Raw genomic sequence first — 14,854 nt, 5'->3', positions numbered from 1 at the left:
AAAGCGCAATGGATCACGCAATATATACCGCGATGGGCGCGGCAAGTCAGACGCTCAATCAGCAGGCCGTTACCGCCAGCAACCTGGCAAACGCCTCAACGCCGGGCTTTCGCGCCCAGCTTAATGCGCTTCGCGCGGTGCCGGTAGAAGGGCTTTCCCTGCCGACCCGTACGCTGGTGACAGCATCAACCCCTGGCGCCGATATGACGCCAGGGCAGATGGATTACACCTCACGCCCGCTGGACGTTGCCCTGCAGCAGGACGGCTGGCTGGCGGTGCAAACGGCGGACGGCAGCGAAGGCTATACCCGTAACGGCAACATTCAGGTGAGCGCGACGGGCCAGCTGACGATTCAGGGGCATCCGGTGATGGGGGAAGCGGGTCCGCTGACCGTGCCGGAAGGCTCTGAGCTCACTATCGCTGCGGACGGCACCATTTCGGCGCTGAACCCGGGCGACCCGGCCAACACCGTTGCGCCCGTCGGACGTCTGAAGCTGGTGAAGGCGGAAGCCAAAGACGTGCAGCGTGGCGACGATGGCATGTTCCGTCTGACCCAGGCGGCTCAGGCGACGCGTGGCGCCACGTTACAGGCCGATCCGAGCATCCGCGTGATGTCCGGCGTTCTGGAAGGCAGTAACGTCAAGCCGGTCGAAGCCATGACCGACATGATCGCCAGCGCCCGTCGTTTTGAAATGCAGATGAAGATCATCAGCAGCGTGGATGAAAACGCGGGCAAGGCTAACCAACTTCTGGCTATGAGTTAACAGGACTCCTTATGATCAGTTCCTTATGGATCGCGAAAACTGGCCTGGACGCCCAGCAAACCAATATGGACGTGATTGCCAACAACCTGGCAAACGTGAGCACCAATGGTTTCAAGCGTCAGCGTGCCGTTTTCGAAGATTTGCTTTATCAAACCATCCGCCAGCCGGGCGCGCAGTCTTCTGAACAGACGACGCTGCCATCGGGTCTGCAGATCGGTACCGGTGTTCGTCCGGTGGCCACCGAACGTCTGCACAGCCAGGGCAACCTGTCTCAGACCAACAACAGCAAGGACGTGGCAATCAAAGGCCAGGGCTTCTTCCAGGTGCAGCTGCCTGACGGGACCTCTGCCTATACCCGCGACGGTTCGTTCCAGGTCGATCAGAACGGCCAGCTGGTGACGGCGGGCGGTTTCCAGGTTCAGCCTGCGATTACCATCCCGGCGAACGCCCTGAGCATCACCATTGGACGTGACGGTGTGGTCAGCGTGACCCAGCAGGGACAGGCCGCGCCGGTTCAGGTCGGGCAGCTCAACCTGACCACCTTCATGAACGATACCGGTCTGGAAAGCATTGGTGAGAACCTCTACACCGAAACGCAATCCTCCGGTACGCCGAATGAGAGCACCCCGGGTCTGAACGGCGCGGGTCTGCTGTACCAGGGTTATGTTGAAACGTCCAACGTGAACGTGGCGGAAGAGCTGGTGAATATGATCCAGGTCCAGCGCGCGTATGAAATTAACAGTAAAGCAGTGTCGACGACCGACCAGATGCTGCAGAAACTGACGCAACTCTAAGGTGTAGCCCGGTGCGGTAAACGCCGCGCCGGCTCCCTGTTTTCGAAGATGAAGGCAATGCAAAAAAACGCGGCGTTTCGTTATCCGATACTGACTGTTCTGGCTGTCACCCTTAGCGGGTGTGCTTTGATCCCGTCTAAACCATTGGTCCAGGGTGCGACGACTGCCCAACCCGTTCCTGGCCCCGCGCCAGTGGTAAACGGCTCCATTTTCCAGACCGCGCAGCCGATTAATTACGGCTATCAGCCGCTGTTTGAAGATCGCCGCCCGCGTAACGTCGGCGATACATTGACCATTGTGCTGCAGGAAAACGTCAGCGCGAGCAAGAGCTCGTCGGCGAACGCCAGCCGCGATGGCAAAACCAATTTTGGCTTCGATACCGTGCCACGCTATCTGCAGGGCCTGTTCGGCAATGCCCGTGCGGATGTTGAGGCCTCCGGCGGCAACACCTTTAACGGTAAAGGCGGCGCGAACGCCAGCAACACCTTCAGCGGCACGCTGACGGTCACGGTTGACCAGGTACTGGTTAACGGCAACCTACACGTTGTGGGTGAAAAACAGATCGCCATCAACCAGGGCACTGAATTCATTCGCTTCTCGGGCGTGGTTAACCCTCGCACCATCAGCGGCACCAACACCGTTCCATCTACCCAGGTGGCGGATGCGCGCATTGAGTACGTCGGGAACGGCTATATCAATGAAGCGCAAAATATGGGTTGGCTGCAGCGCTTCTTCCTTAATTTATCGCCAATGTAAGCGAGGTGACCCATGTTTAAATCGATCTTCGCCGTGGCGCTCGCGCTGGTGGCAACATTTGCCCAGGCTGACCGTATTCGCGACCTCACCAGCGTTCAGGGAGTACGTGAAAACTCCCTGATTGGCTATGGCCTGGTGGTTGGCCTGGATGGTACCGGTGACCAGACCACCCAGACGCCGTTCACTACCCAAAGTCTGAACAACATGCTTTCCCAGCTCGGCATTACCGTGCCGGCGGGAACTAACATGCAGCTGAAAAACGTGGCCGCGGTAATGGTCACCGCGTCCTACCCGGCGTTTGCTCGTCAGGGGCAGACCATTGACGTGGTGGTCTCCTCAATGGGTAACGCCAAAAGCCTGCGCGGCGGTACGCTGCTGATGACCCCGCTGAAAGGCGTCGACAGCCAGGTCTATGCACTGGCGCAGGGGAACATTCTGGTTGGCGGTGCGGGCGCTTCCGCAGGCGGAAGCAGCGTGCAGGTGAACCAGCTTAACGGTGGACGTATCACCAACGGGGCGATCATTGAGCGTGAACTGCCGACCCAGTTTGGCGCGGGCAACACCATCAACCTGCAGCTCAATAATGAAGACTTCACCATGGCGCAGCAAATTGCCGATACCATCAACCGCAGCCGCGGCTACGGTAATGCAACGGCACTCGATGCGCGCACCGTGCAGATCCGTACCTCTACCGGCAGCAGCAACCAGGTGCGCATGCTGGCAGATATCCAGAATATGGAAGTGAACGTTCCGGTTCAGGATGCCAAGGTGATCATCAACTCCCGTACCGGCTCGGTGGTCATGAACCGGGAAGTGTCGCTGGACAGCTGTGCCGTAGCGCAGGGCAACCTCTCCGTAACGGTAAACCGCTCCGCGAACGTGAGCCAGCCGAATACGCCATTTGGTGGCGGTCAGACGGTGGTGACGCCGCAAACGCAGATTGATATGCGTCAGAGCGGCGGGTCGCTGCAGAGCGTTCGCTCCAGTGCCAACCTGAACAGCGTGGTGCGAGCCCTGAACGCCCTGGGTGCAACGCCGATGGATCTGATGTCCATTCTGCAATCCATGCAAAGCGCGGGCTGCCTGCGCGCCAAACTGGAAATCATCTAATGCTGACCGATAGCAAACTGTTGACCAGTGCAGCCTGGGATGCCCAGTCGCTCAACGAACTGAAAACCAAAGCAGGAAAAGACCCGGCGGCGAACATCCGCCCGGTCGCCCGCCAGGTGGAAGGGATGTTTGTACAGATGATGCTGAAAAGCATGCGTGAAACCCTGCCGAAAGACGGGATGTTCAGCAGTGATTCAACGCGTCTCTACACCAGCATGTATGACCAGCAGATTGCGCAGCAGATGACCGCCGGTAAAGGCCTCGGTCTGGCTGACATGATTGTGAAACAGACCGAAGCCGCGCAGGGCATTCAGCCTCAGGAACAGACGCAGCAGGTGCCGATGAAGTTCGACCTGGAAACGGTGACCAGTTATCAGAACCAGGCTCTGACGCAAATGGTGCGTAAAGCGATGCCAAAAGCCACGGGCAGCGGCGATGAGCCGCTCTCCGGTGACAGCAAAGACTTCCTGGCGCAGCTTTCTCTGCCCGCGCGCCTTGCCAGCGAACAGAGCGGCGTGCCGCATCATCTGATTCTGGCGCAGGCCGCGCTGGAGTCGGGCTGGGGCCAGCGCCAGATCCGCAAGGAAAACGGCGAGCCGAGCTTCAACATCTTCGGCGTGAAGGCCACCTCCAGCTGGAAGGGGCCAACAACGGAGATCACGACCACCGAATACGAGAACGGTGCGGCGGTGAAGGTCAAAGCAAAATTCCGCGTCTACAGCTCTTATCTGGAAGCATTGTCCGACTACGTTGGCCTGCTGAGCCGAAATCCGCGTTATACCGCCGTTACGCAGGCGGCGACGGCGGAGCAGGGCGCTCAGGCCTTACAAAACGCGGGCTACGCGACTGACCCGAACTATGCACGCAAGCTCACCAGCATGATCCAGCAGCTGAAATCCATGGGCGAGAAGGTCAGCAAAGCCTATAGCACAGATATTGAAAATCTGTTCTGAAAGTTCTCAAGTCCCGGTGGAGGTTGCCGATAACCTTCATCAGGACTCGTGTCTGAACGTATAAAAGGAACCCCCATGTCCAGTTTGATTAACAGCGCCATGAGTGGCCTCAGTGCTGCGCAGTCGGCACTCAATACCGTCAGTAATAATATTTCAAGCTATAACGTGGCAGGTTACACCCGCCAGACCACGGTGCTGGGCGCATCTAACAGCACGCTGACCGGCGGTGGCTGGGTGGGTAACGGGGTGTATGTCTCCGGTGTCCAGCGTGAGTATGACGCCTTCATCACCAACCAGCTGCGCGCCGCGCAGACGCAGAGCAGCGGTCTGACGACGCGCTATCAGCAGATGTCAAAAATCGACGATGTGCTCTCTGATACCACCAACTCGCTCTCCACCACCCTGCAGGATTTCTTCAAAAGCCTGCAAACGCTGGTGAGCAACGCGGAAGACCCGGCTGCACGTCAGACGGTGCTGGGTAAAGCGGGTGGTCTGGTCAATCAGTTCAAAACCAACGATCAGTATCTGCGCGATCAGGATACGCAGGTCAATACCGCCATTGGGACCAGCGTGTCTCAGATCAACAACTATGCCAAACAGATTGCGAACCTGAACGATCAGATCTCTCGTCTGACCGGCGTCGGCGCGGGCGCATCGCCTAACGATCTGCTCGACCAGCGCGATCAGCTCGTCAATGAGCTGAACAAAATCGTCGGCGTGGAAGTGTCTGTTCAGGATAGCGGTACGTTTAACATCTCTTTCGGCAATGGTTACAGCCTGGTTCAGGGCAGCAAAGCCAACCAGCTGGCTGCCGTGAAGTCGAGTGCAGATCCGGCTCGTACCACCGTGGCCTATGTCGACGACGTAGCGGGTAATGTCGAGATCCCGGAAAAGATGATTACCACCGGTTCTTTAGGCGGTTTACTGACCTTCCGCACGGAAGATCTTGATAAAGCTCGTAACACCCTGAACCAGATGGCGCTGGCCTTTGCAGATTCAATGAACACGCAGCATGAAGCCGGCTTTGATGCGAACGGTGATGCGGGCGGTAAGCTGTTCAACTTCGGCTCTCCGGCGGTCCTGTCCAGCAGCAAGAACGGCGGTTCGGCGGTTGTTACGGCTTCTGTAGCGGACAGCAAGCAGGTCCAGGCGACAGACTATAAGCTGCAGTTTAACGGCACTGACTGGACGGTTACCCGTACTTCAGACAAAACCAGCTTTACGATGAGCCCGGATGCCAGCGGCAATCTGTCGTTTGATGGCCTTAACGTCAACGTGAGCGGTACGGCAAACACCAAAGACAGCTTTACCGTGAAGCCTGTTTCTAACGTCATCATGAACATGGAACTCGCGATCAGCGACGAGTCCAAGCTGGCGATGGCATCGGTGCAGAACGGCGGCGAGAGTGATAACCGTAACGGCCAAAAACTGCTCGATCTGCAAAACGGCAAAGTGGTGGGTGGAAACAAAACCTTCAACGATGCGTATGCCTCTCTCGTCAGTACCGTCGGTAGCTCAACGGCGTCACTGAAGGTGAGCAGCCAGACGAAAGCCAACGTGGAGACGCAGTTAATCAAGCAGCAGCAGACCATCTCTGGGGTAAACCTCGACGAAGAGTATGGCAATTTGCAGCGTTATCAGCAGTATTACCTGGCGAACGCCCAGGTTCTCCAGACTGCCAGTACGCTCTTCGATGCAATTATCAACATTCGTTAAGGTTGAGGTGAACAATGCGTATTAGCACCCAGATGATGTACGAGCAGAACATGCGTGGGATCACCGATTCCCAGAGCAGATGGCTGAGCTACGGTGAGCAGATGTCCACCGGCAAGCGCGTCAATCGTCCTTCGGACGATCCTATCGCCGCGTCGCAGGCCATCGTTCTGTCACAGTCTCAGTCGCAAAACAGCCAGTTTGCGCTCGCGCGCACCTTTGCTACACAGAAGGTCTCGCTGGAAGATAACGTGTTAACCCAGGTCAACACCGCGATCTCGAGCGTGCGCGAGAAGCTCGTTTATGCGTCGAACGGCACGTTAAGCGATGACGACCGTCTTTCTCTGGCGACCGATATTCAGGGGATCCGCGATCAGCTTATGAACCTGGCCAACACGACGGATGGTAATGGTCGCTTTATCTTTGCGGGATACAAAACCGAAAGCGCACCGTTTGATGCCGCGACCGGGGATTATAACGGCGGCGCAGAGGCCATCACGCAGCAGGTTGATACGGCGCGAAATATGACCATTAGCCATACCGGCCAGCAAATTTTCGAAAGCATTACCAGTAATGCAGAACAGCTGCCGGGCGGTGGATATGGCCAGACAAACATGTTCAAAATCCTGGATTCTGCCATTGCCTCGCTGAAGACACCGATTGAAAACGATCCGGCTGCTGCAACGGCGCAAAGCCAGGTGATTGCCAATGCGCAAATCGGCATCAAAAACTCCCAGAACAATGTCCTGACGGTCGTTGCGGATGTGGGAACCAAGATGAACGAGCTGGAAAAACTCGATACGCTGGGTGATGACCGCGCGCTGGGTCAGACCAAGCAGATGAGTGACCTGGTTGATGTCGACTGGAACGAAGCGATTTCCTCTTACACCATGCAGCAGGCGGCCTTGCAGGCGTCTTATAAAGCGTTTAGCGATATGCAGGGCATGTCTCTGTTCCAGCTGAACAAATAACATCTTGACCTCTTGGAACATGTCTTGAAACTGGGCATGTTTTACTGCCCAATCCGCCTGGATTGGGCATTTTTTTTATGCAACTTCTGCTGATGCGGAGGCGACACGTGCGCTTTCAATCAGACGAATTGCCAGTGCAATGACGCCACAGGCTGTCGCCAGCGCGACCACACCCGTCCAGCCAGCCAGCGAGTAGATATTGCTGCCTAACGCGGAACCCAGCGCCATCCCGATAAAGACCACCGTAAAGAGCAGGGCGTTGAGACGACCCCGAGCCTGTGGTTCAAGGCTGTATACCAGGTTCTGGTGAGCGACCAGGCTTGACTGCAGACCCAGGTCGAACCCGACGGCAGAGATGGCGATCAGAATCAGCTGTCCATGAACGCCCAGCGCGGGCATCAGGAACATCAGGGCAAATGAGACGGTCACCAGAACGGCACCAAGCTGCGTGACTTTTCCTGCACCCAGTTTATCCGCCAGACCTCCTGCCAGCGGGGCAGCTAACGCACCGGCGGCACCTGCAATACCAAAACCACCCGCTACGGCACTGCCCAGGTGATAGTGCTCAAGCAGCATGACCGCAAGCGTAGACCAGAAGGCGCTAAAGGCAATCGACAGAAAGCCCTGAGCCAGCGCCGCACGGCGCAGCGCCGGATAGCGACGCCACAGGTGTTCCATTGAGCGCATCAGCGCGGGGTAGCTCAGCGTGGAGTGAATGGCAAAACGGGGAAGCACAAACCACATCATCACCCCGATGAACGCAATGCTCGCCGCAGCCAGCTGGTACATGACGCGCCAGCCAAACGCTTCACCCACCACGCCGCTCACGGTTCTTGATAATAAGATACCCATCAGCAGCCCGGTCATTACCGTGCCCACGGTTTTCCCCTGTTTACCTTCCGGCGCAAGGATGGCCGCGGCAGGGACGATATCCTGTGCCATGGTGGCGGCCATGCCGATGAGCAGGCTTGCCAGCAGCAGAGAGTGGATCTGCCCGGTCAGGCTACAGCCGAGAAGAAACAGCGCCAGCGCCGCACTCTTTATCAGGATTAACGTCCTGCGGTCGTGGCGATCGCCGAGCGGAAGCAGGAACAGGATCCCCAGGGCATATCCCGCCTGGGTGAGCGTCGGGACCATGCCCATTCCTTCGATACTCAGATGAAGGTCTGCGCCCATCAGCGGCAGCAGAGGCTGGGCATAATAGATTGATGCCACGCTGAAACCTGCACCGATCGCCAGCATTAAAATCACCCAGCGGCTCACGGCATGGGCGGCGGTTGTTGTGTTCATAAGAAGTTCCTCATTCGTCGTGTGAGGCTATTTTTTATCAGTACGCCTTGCGACGGTAGCGGGCCCGGTGGTAAAACGCTTATACGTTGAACGTATAAGTGAAAAGGCGATGAAAAGAGCTGAGCGTATAGACAGGGTGGAGCTAATGCGGACGTTTGTTCGCATCGTGGAGGCGGATTCCCTCTCTGCGGCAGCACGGCAGCTGGCCACCACCCAGGCCACTGTGAGCAGACGGTTACAGTCGCTTGAGACCATGCTGGGCGTACGCCTGATATTGCGCACCACCCACACGACGCGGCTGACGGATGACGGCGAGCGCTGCTATCAGCACGCCCGTCGGGTGATTGACAGCTGGCTGGCGCTGGAAGATGAGGTGGGGCAGACGGAAGATGAGCCGGTAGGCGTGCTGCGGGTGCGCGCTCCCCACGCGTTTGGTCAGGATCAGCTTCTTAAACCCGTAACCGAATTTTTGCAACGCTATCCGCAGCTTTCGATTGAGTGGATGCTCAACGACAGGTCGGCGGATTTCCTCGGCGACAACCTGGACTGTGCTATTCGGGTAGGCGTGGAGGTCGATCCGGCGACCGTGTCCGTGCTGCTGGCGGAGGTGCCGCGCTCGGTGGTGGCTTCACCGGCACTGCTGGCCCGTTTTCCAACGGTTAACGCGCCGGAGGATTTGCAGCAGTTTCCCTGGATAGCCATCAGCTCTTTCTACCAGCGCCACGTGGAGCTATTTCACGATGCTTCGCCCGCCACCGCGCGGATTGCTATTACGCCACGCCTCAGCACCGACAGCCTGTATGTCGCACGTAACACTGCACTCACCGGGCTTGGCGCGGCGGTGGTCTCCAGCTGGACGGTACAGGACGATATTCAGGAAGGGCGGCTGGTGCATTTGCTGCCGGAGTGGCAGCCAGCGGCTCTACCGGTGCATCTGGTTTATCCCTGGTCCCGTTATTATCCGGCACGCTTGCGGCGTTTTCTGGAGTTGATGCGGCAGGTCATGCCGGAGGTGACCGGGATGAGGAAGCCCGTGCAGCAGCCATAAAAAAAGCCGACCAGAGGGTCGGCTTTTTACTTTCAGCGTCGTTTGTCGTTATTCGACAGACTGCGGACGCGTTGCAGGTGCAGTCGCCTGATGCGTTGCACTGTGGCCACCGGCTGCGCCTTTACCTTCGAAGCTGAATGCCGGGCGAACCCAGTCGCTGTGACGCGGTGCTTCAGGCACGTAATCTGGCGCCGGAGCGCGCGTCATTGGTGCTGTCGCCACGTGGGCAGCGGCTGGCGCAGAAACAACCGGCTCTGGTTTCACTTCAGGCGCTTTCGGTTCTTCAACAACCGGCTCAACCTCAATCTCAACGTCCTGAACGATTTCTTCAGCGGTAGTTTCGACGATGGCTTCAGCGGTGTCTTCCACTGCGGCTACAGGTTCAGCTTCTTCAGCGATTTCCTCAGCCACCACGACATCTTCTTCAGCAATAAGCTGCGGTGCGGCATCAACCGGCGCGGCAATCACTTCCGGATGCGTGGTTTCGACTTCAGCTACCTGAGGGGCTGCAGTTTCAACAACCTGAGGTTCAACCACGGTTGCCGCTTCAGTCACGACCTCTTCTACCGCTGCCGCAGGTGCAATAACCTCTTCGGTTACTGGCTGTTCTTCAACAACCTGCTCCGGACGCGCTACCGGGTAGCGGATCCAGACTTTGCCGGAGGCCATTTCTGGTGAAGCACAGGCAATGGTCAGCGGCATTGGCGACTGAGTTGGGTAACGCTCGTCACGATAGCGACGACGGCGCTGGCCGCTGACGCGCAGATGACGTGGGGAACGACGTGAACGGCGCGGCATGCCGGCGTTATCACGGTTTTCACCGTTATCATCCTGCTCAACATTGTTATCAACGACCGCTGGCAGGTCAACTTTTGCAAGCTGAGTACCGGCTGCGCTCTCGCGGGTTTCAACCGGGACAATTGCTGACTCTTCAGTTGCTTCGGAGGCGAAACGAACTTTCTGAGCAAGCTGGCGCTGCTTACGACGTGGCATTACCTGAGTACGTTCTTCCTGCTCGCCGTCCTGCTGTTCAACAGGCTCTTCGCGGTTCAGGTTTTTGACTTCCTGCTGTGCCTGACGCTTCTCGTCGTTACGGCGACGGTTGCGTTCACGGCGCGGCTGCTGGTCGTCACGCTGTTTGCTCTTCTCAGACTCATCGCCCGCCTGCTGGCGAATTTCACGATCTTCAACATTCTGCTGCTGTTTCTCGCGACGGTTGCGACGGTTGTCTTCGCGTTGCTCACGGCCTTCGTTATTCTCAGAGCGGTTATCACGGTTGTCACGACGCTCGCTGCGGTCATTGCGCTCGCTGCGGTCGTTACGGTCGCGGCGGTTGTTCTGACGCTTACGGCGGTCCTGCTGACGCTCAGGCTTGGCCGCTTTTGGCTCTTCTTTCGGCTGCTCAGGCTGAACTTCCTCACCGGCAAACATCTTCTTCAGCGCGCCGAAGAAGCGGCTCAGCAGACCCGGCTGCGCCGGCTGGGCTTTTGCTACCGCAGCTTCAGGTTTCTGCGCCGCAGGTTTGGCCGCCGGTTTTTCCAGGGCTGCTTCAGGCGGTGCTTCAGGCATAATGAAGGTCGCTAACGCAGGCTGCTCAGGCAGCTTGCGCTCGGCTGGCTCTTCATCGGACGGCAGGGCCATCTCTTCTTCATGCAGCTTCGGCAGCAGGTAGCTGAGCGTTGACGTCTCTTCGCCTTTACGGACACGCAGCACGTGGTAGTGCGGGGTTTCCATCTGATCGTTTGGTACGATAATGCAGCGAACGCCGCCCTGACGAGCTTCAATTGCACTTACTGCTGCACGTTTTTCGTTCAGTAGGTAGGAGGCAATTGGCACAGGAACAATCGCGTGAACCTCTTTGGTGTTCTCTTTCAGCGCTTCTTCTTCTATCAGACGCAGAATAGAGAGGGACAGAGATTCGTTATCGCGTACGGTACCGGTGCCGGAGCAGCGCGGACAAACGTGATGGCTGGACTCACCGAGTGACGGGCTCAGACGCTGACGGGACATCTCCAGCAGGCCAAAGCGTGAGATATGGCTAATCTGGATACGCGCTCTGTCCTGACGCACCGCTTCGCGCAGACGGTTTTCAACCGCACGCTGGTGGCGAACAGGGGTCATGTCGATGAAGTCGATAACAATCAGACCACCCAGGTCGCGCAGGCGGAGCTGGCGGGCGATTTCATCAGCGGCTTCGAGGTTAGTGTTGAAAGCAGTCTCTTCGATATCTCCACCGCGAGTTGCACGCGCGGAGTTGATGTCGATAGCGGTCAGCGCTTCAGTGGTATCAATAACGATAGAACCGCCGGATGGCAGACGTACTTCACGCTGGAAGGCGGACTCAATCTGGGATTCGATCTGATAGTGGCTGAACAGCGGTATTTCACCGGTGTACAGTTTAATTTTGCTGGTGAAATCCGGACGACCCAGCGCGGCAATGTGCTGGCGCGCCAGCTCAAGTACTTTCGGGTTATCGATCAGAATTTCACCGATGTCCTGACGCAGGTAGTCACGGAAGGCACGCACGATAACGTTGCTTTCCTGGTGGATCAGGAACGGAGCAGGGCGGCTTTCCGCTGCTTTCTGGATGGCTTCCCAGTGCTTCAGACGGAAGCTCAGGTCCCACTGCAGCGCTTCGGCGGATTTGCCAACGCCTGCGGTACGCACGATAAGCCCCATGCCATCAGGCAGCTCGAGGCTTGCCAGCGCTTCTTTCAGCTCGGTACGGTCATCACCTTCGATACGGCGAGAGATGCCACCCGCACGCGGGTTGTTTGGCATCAGAACCAGATAGCTCCCTGCCAGGCTGATAAAGGTTGTTAGTGCGGCACCTTTGTTGCCACGCTCTTCTTTATCAATCTGAACGATAACTTCCTGACCTTCACGCAGCACATCTTTGATGTTTGGGCGGCCATGGGCGTTGTAGTTTGCAGGGAAATATTCGCGGGCAATTTCTTTCAGAGGGAGGAAACCATGACGCTCAGCACCGTAATCGACAAATGCAGCTTCAAGGCTTGGTTCAATGCGGGTGATTTTACCTTTGTAAATGTTCGCTTTTTTCTGTTCGTGTCCAGGACTTTCGATATCCAGATCGTACAGGCGCTGCCCATCCACAAGGGCGACACGCAACTCTTCTTGCTGAGTTGCGTTGATTAACATTCTTTTCATCGTAACTTACTCGTTATTCTTACATTGACGACAAAGCTGCGGGCAAGGTGACGCTTTCCGGGGTATGAACCGATGGCCTCGTGTCTGTTCACGTCGCCAACCTCACGGTTGTCGCTCGCTTAAGAGGCGCAGAGTGTCGGTTGCCTGTATTTCATACGGAAACACAGCGCAATTATCAGGGGAATTGCCTGGGTAGAACTCTCCAGAGAACAATCCTTATACCGGGAAGTACTGCAACCCGCAGCCCGCTAACTGCCTGAAAGATCAATACGTCTTACGCCATTGCTGCGTGGATGATCGGTCAGACAAAATTGGTCATTCCGTCAACATCCTTACTTAACCAGGATTTAACACGGAAAACAGCCTCATTATTCCACTGCTCGCCGGGTTATAGCAAGATGACTTTTACCAATTATCACCCGGTTACTCACAGTTTCTTCACTTCAGAATGGAGATTGGTTTAATAACCACCAAATCGGTTGCGCGAAACGGGTAGCAGGCCGGATAAAAGTAAATATAAGCATAGAAAAATGAGTGGCGCTAATGGCTGACGATATTTAGAATCGCCAACCATGAAAACAGAGACTCCAGCCGTAAAAATGGTTGCCATCGCCGAAGATGAAGCGGGGCAGCGTATCGATAACTTTTTGCGCACCCAGCTAAAAGGGGTGCCAAAGAGCATGATTTACCGCATTCTGCGTAAGGGTGAGGTGCGGGTTAACAAAAAACGCGTGAAGCCCGAGTACAAACTCGAAGCCGGTGACGAAGTTCGTATTCCACCGGTGCGCGTGGCAGAGCGTGAGGAAGAGACCGTTTCACCGAAGCTACAGAAAGTGGCGGCCCTGAGCGATGTGATCCTTTATGAAGACGACCACATTCTGGTGCTGAATAAACCGTCAGGGACGGCTGTTCATGGCGGTAGCGGTCTGAGCTTCGGCGTGATTGAAGGGCTGCGTGCCCTGCGCCCGGAAGCGCGCTTCCTTGAACTGGTGCATCGTCTTGACCGCGACACCTCTGGCGTACTGCTGGTGGCGAAAAAGCGTTCCGCGCTGCGTTCTCTGCATGAACAGCTGCGTGAAAAAGGGATGCAGAAAGACTATCTGGCGCTGGTGCGCGGCCAGTGGCAGTCCCATGTAAAAGTGGTGCAGGCGCCGCTGCTAAAGAACATTCTGCAAAGCGGTGAGCGTATTGTCCGCGTGAGCCAGGAAGGGAAACCGTCTGAGACGCGCTTTAAGGTTGAAGAGCGCTATGAGTTTGCCACGCTGGTGCGCTGTAGTCCGGTGACCGGCCGCACCCACCAGATCCGCGTGCATACGCAGTTTGCAGGGCATCCAATTGCGTTTGATGACCGCTATGGCGACCGCGAGTTTGATAAGCAGCTGGCGGGAACGGGGCTGTCGCGTCTGTTCCTGCATGCGGCAGCGCTGAAGTTTACCCATCCTAATACGGGTGAAGTGATCCGTATTGAAGCGCCGCTGGATGAGCAGCTGAAACGCTGTCTTAAGGTTCTGCGCGGCTGATTTGCCTTCCTCCCTCTCCCAGTGGGAGAGGGGCGGGGTGAGGGCATCAGGCCGCAACGTTCCAGTCACATCGTCAGCGGATTACTCTCTTCTCGTCGTAACATCTGACACAGGGCAATTAGCGGTAACCCCACCAGGGTGTTGGGATCCCGACCGTCCAGCTTGTCGAAAAGCGCAATCCCCAAGCCTTCACTTTTAAAGCTCCCCGCGCAGTTCAGCGGTCGCTCACGGCGCACATAATCCATAATCTCCTGCTCGCTGAGATGGCGGAAGTGCACGTCGAACGGTTCGCATTCAGTTTGCAGATGACCGGAAGCGGAGTTATAGAGCGCCAGGCCGGTATAAAAGGTCACGATACTGCCTCGTGCACGCAGAAGCTGCTGGCAGGCGTTCTCCTCCGTATGGGGCTTGCCGGTGATTTCGCCGTCCAGTACGCAAACCTGATCGGAGCCTATAATCAAATGTGCGGGGTAACGTGCTGCCAGCGACTGCGCTTTCTCTTTAGCGAGACGCGTCACCAGATGACGCGGTGATTCACCCGGCTGTGGCGTCTCATCAACCTCTGGCGCGGCGCATTCAAACGGGATCCCGAGCTTTTCCAGCAGCATTCGGCGATAGGGAGACGTGGAAGCAAGGACGAGATTTGGCATATTTTTATCACCAGATATAGCGTATCGATGCCAGCCATTTTAAACTACAGGCCGCAATGTGTGCGAATAATTGGCAAAAGGCAGCTCTGGTTGCCTTTTTCTTTGACTCTATGACGT

12 protein-coding genes are annotated in these 14,854 nt (G+C 56.8%); 9 read left to right on the top strand and 3 right to left on the bottom strand.

All coding sequences use genetic code 11. The features are described 5' to 3' along the window. Positions 1–8: 8 nt before the first annotated feature. The 7 genes from USH94_RS11450 (at position 9) to flgL (ending at position 7,061) form a co-directional block, all read left to right on the top strand. On the top strand, positions 9–764 hold the full coding sequence (locus USH94_RS11450; RefSeq protein ID WP_033145205.1) for a flagellar basal body rod protein FlgF: 756 nt from the start codon (positions 9–11) through the stop codon (positions 762–764). Positions 765–775: 11 nt separating this feature from the next. Further along, positions 776–1,558, top strand: a complete 783-nt coding sequence (flgG, locus tag USH94_RS11445; RefSeq protein WP_008500810.1) for a flagellar basal-body rod protein FlgG — start codon at positions 776–778, stop codon at positions 1,556–1,558. Positions 1,559–1,615: 57 nt separating this feature from the next. Beyond that, complete coding sequence (gene flgH, locus USH94_RS11440; protein ID WP_023311139.1) at positions 1,616–2,314, top strand: flagellar basal body L-ring protein FlgH; 699 nt, start codon at positions 1,616–1,618, stop codon at positions 2,312–2,314. Between the two features lie 12 nt (positions 2,315–2,326). Further along, positions 2,327–3,424, top strand: a complete 1,098-nt coding sequence (locus USH94_RS11435; RefSeq protein WP_029740346.1) for a flagellar basal body P-ring protein FlgI — start codon at positions 2,327–2,329, stop codon at positions 3,422–3,424. Beyond that, on the top strand, positions 3,424–4,377 hold the full coding sequence (flgJ, locus tag USH94_RS11430) for a flagellar assembly peptidoglycan hydrolase FlgJ (RefSeq protein ID WP_111965535.1): 954 nt from the start codon (positions 3,424–3,426) through the stop codon (positions 4,375–4,377). The genes USH94_RS11435 and flgJ overlap by 1 nt, the downstream gene beginning before the upstream one ends. A gap of 75 nt (positions 4,378–4,452) precedes the next feature. Next, the gene (gene flgK, locus USH94_RS11425; RefSeq protein ID WP_111965536.1) at positions 4,453–6,093 is read left to right on the top strand and encodes a flagellar hook-associated protein FlgK; all 1,641 of its coding nucleotides are present in this window, start codon (positions 4,453–4,455) and stop codon (positions 6,091–6,093) included. A 14-nt stretch (positions 6,094–6,107) separates the two neighbouring features. Continuing rightward, entirely contained in the window at positions 6,108–7,061 is a 954-nt protein-coding gene (gene flgL, locus USH94_RS11420; RefSeq protein WP_033145208.1) for a flagellar hook-associated protein FlgL, read from the top strand. Positions 7,062–7,136: 75 nt separating this feature from the next. Here the strand turns inward: flgL and USH94_RS11415 are convergent, their stop codons facing one another. After that, complete coding sequence (locus USH94_RS11415) at positions 7,137–8,351, bottom strand: MFS transporter (protein ID WP_111965537.1); 1,215 nt, start codon at positions 8,349–8,351, stop codon at positions 7,137–7,139. A 145-nt stretch (positions 8,352–8,496) separates the two neighbouring features. Here USH94_RS11415 and USH94_RS11410 point away from each other — a divergent pair, with 145 nt between their 5' ends. Beyond that, positions 8,497–9,399, top strand: a complete 903-nt coding sequence (locus USH94_RS11410; protein ID WP_414146656.1) for a LysR family transcriptional regulator — start codon at positions 8,497–8,499, stop codon at positions 9,397–9,399. Positions 9,400–9,447: 48 nt separating this feature from the next. On the opposite strand, the gene rne is transcribed toward USH94_RS11410, so the two are convergent. Continuing rightward, the gene (rne, locus tag USH94_RS11405; RefSeq protein WP_111965539.1) at positions 9,448–12,567 is read right to left on the bottom strand and encodes a ribonuclease E; all 3,120 of its coding nucleotides are present in this window, start codon (positions 12,565–12,567) and stop codon (positions 9,448–9,450) included. A 572-nt stretch (positions 12,568–13,139) separates the two neighbouring features. Here rne and rluC point away from each other — a divergent pair. Further along, on the top strand, positions 13,140–14,087 hold the full coding sequence (gene rluC, locus USH94_RS11400; protein WP_021240761.1) for a 23S rRNA pseudouridine(955/2504/2580) synthase RluC: 948 nt from the start codon (positions 13,140–13,142) through the stop codon (positions 14,085–14,087). Between the two features lie 65 nt (positions 14,088–14,152). Here the strand turns inward: rluC and USH94_RS11395 are convergent, their stop codons facing one another. Further along, positions 14,153–14,737 (bottom strand): Maf family protein, encoded by a 585-nt coding sequence (locus USH94_RS11395; protein ID WP_111965540.1) that lies wholly within the window; start codon positions 14,735–14,737, stop codon positions 14,153–14,155. Positions 14,738–14,854: the final 117 nt, after the last annotated feature.

This window comes from Enterobacter sp. 148H3 (assembly GCF_034107425.1).
In the GTDB taxonomy this organism is placed as follows: Bacteria; Pseudomonadota; Gammaproteobacteria; order Enterobacterales; family Enterobacteriaceae; genus Enterobacter; species Enterobacter vonholyi.
Note: the sequence above shows the minus strand (reverse complement) of the source record. Positions and strands in the feature narration are given on the sequence as shown.

What these genes read in the sequence shown, in the direction of transcription:
- rluC (WP_021240761.1), top strand. Translation starts at nt 13,140, where the DNA reads ATGAAAACAGAGACTCCAGCCGTAAAAATGGTTGCCATCGCCGAAGAT.
- flgL (WP_033145208.1), top strand. Translation starts at nt 6,108, where the DNA reads ATGCGTATTAGCACCCAGATGATGTACGAGCAGAACATGCGTGGGATC.
- flgG (WP_008500810.1), top strand. Translation starts at nt 776, where the DNA reads ATGATCAGTTCCTTATGGATCGCGAAAACTGGCCTGGACGCCCAGCAA.
- USH94_RS11410 (WP_414146656.1), top strand. Translation starts at nt 8,497, where the DNA reads ATGCGGACGTTTGTTCGCATCGTGGAGGCGGATTCCCTCTCTGCGGCA.
- flgH (WP_023311139.1), top strand. Translation starts at nt 1,616, where the DNA reads ATGCAAAAAAACGCGGCGTTTCGTTATCCGATACTGACTGTTCTGGCT.
- USH94_RS11435 (WP_029740346.1), top strand. Translation starts at nt 2,327, where the DNA reads ATGTTTAAATCGATCTTCGCCGTGGCGCTCGCGCTGGTGGCAACATTT.
- flgJ (WP_111965535.1), top strand. Translation starts at nt 3,424, where the DNA reads ATGCTGACCGATAGCAAACTGTTGACCAGTGCAGCCTGGGATGCCCAG.
- rne (WP_111965539.1), bottom strand. Translation starts at nt 12,567, where the DNA reads ATGAAAAGAATGTTAATCAACGCAACTCAGCAAGAAGAGTTGCGTGTC.
- USH94_RS11395 (WP_111965540.1), bottom strand. Translation starts at nt 14,737, where the DNA reads ATGCCAAATCTCGTCCTTGCTTCCACGTCTCCCTATCGCCGAATGCTG.
- USH94_RS11415 (WP_111965537.1), bottom strand. Translation starts at nt 8,351, where the DNA reads ATGAACACAACAACCGCCGCCCATGCCGTGAGCCGCTGGGTGATTTTA.
- flgK (WP_111965536.1), top strand. Translation starts at nt 4,453, where the DNA reads ATGTCCAGTTTGATTAACAGCGCCATGAGTGGCCTCAGTGCTGCGCAG.
- USH94_RS11450 (WP_033145205.1), top strand. Translation starts at nt 9, where the DNA reads ATGGATCACGCAATATATACCGCGATGGGCGCGGCAAGTCAGACGCTC.